The sequence below is a fragment of the Rhodanobacter glycinis genome (assembly GCF_006438785.1).
Classification (GTDB): Bacteria; Pseudomonadota; Gammaproteobacteria; order Xanthomonadales; family Rhodanobacteraceae; genus Rhodanobacter; species Rhodanobacter glycinis_A.
Genome location: NZ_RCZB01000014.1, coordinates 1 through 816 on the forward strand (window position 1 = coordinate 1; position 816 = coordinate 816).

General features: G+C 55.5%; 1 protein-coding gene. It reads right to left on the reverse strand.

All coding sequences use genetic code 11. The annotated features are described in order from the left end of the window. Positions 1–7: 7 nt before the first annotated feature. Positions 8–816, reverse strand: an 809-nt coding sequence (locus tag EAH75_RS19525) for an apolipoprotein A1/A4/E family protein (protein WP_206666223.1), incomplete at its 5' end; no start/stop codon positions are given.

Here is an 816-nt window from a genome sequence, read left to right on the forward strand (position 1 = left end):
GGAGGATTTAGTTCTTGGTGACGGATTCAGAGATGGCCTGGAAGATAGAGTTGAGCTGAGTCTTGATGTCCTCGACCATAGGTGCGATCTTCGTCCTCAGGGCATTGATGTCATCAGCATTTACATTCTGCGCCTGGGCATAGGCCTGCTGCAGCTGGTCCTTGTATTCCTCGACGTAGGGAGTAGCCATCTGCTTCAGCTGTTCCAGACGCTCAGAGAGCTTGGCACGCACAGCTTCAACAATGGGCATCAGGGCGGTCTTGGTCTCCTCCACGTTGGTAGCCACCTTGGCGCGCAGCTCCTCCACAACAGGCTCCAGCCTGGCYTTCAGGGCATCCATGTGCTCWGTGTGCTTGGCGGAATACTCGGTGATGATGGGTTCCATCCTTGTACGGTAGTCCTGGATGTGTCGGTCGATGACCYCTCTCAGTGCAGCACGTTTGGGCTCAAGGTCGGCTTTCAGGGTTTCAATATCATTCATGATAGAGGTACGGAGGTCACTGGTGGCGTCGGAGATGGTGGCGACGACATTGTCAGTGACGGGGGAAACGGATTGCTGCAGAGTCTTGATCTGAGTGTGCATATCCTCCATGCGCTGAGCCAGGGAGGCCTTGAGATCCTTGTACTCGGTGTCATCGAGCTGGTCCAGGGCTTTAAGGGCACTGTCCTTCACCTGAGTCATGTAGACATCCATAGCAGCCCGGATATGGGCCAGCTGGGAGGGTGCATCAGCCTGCAGGGAAGCGGCATGAGAGCCGACAGCCAGAAGAAGGGCGAGAGCCAAGAATTTCATGATGGTGGTCTGGTGGAGTTTGT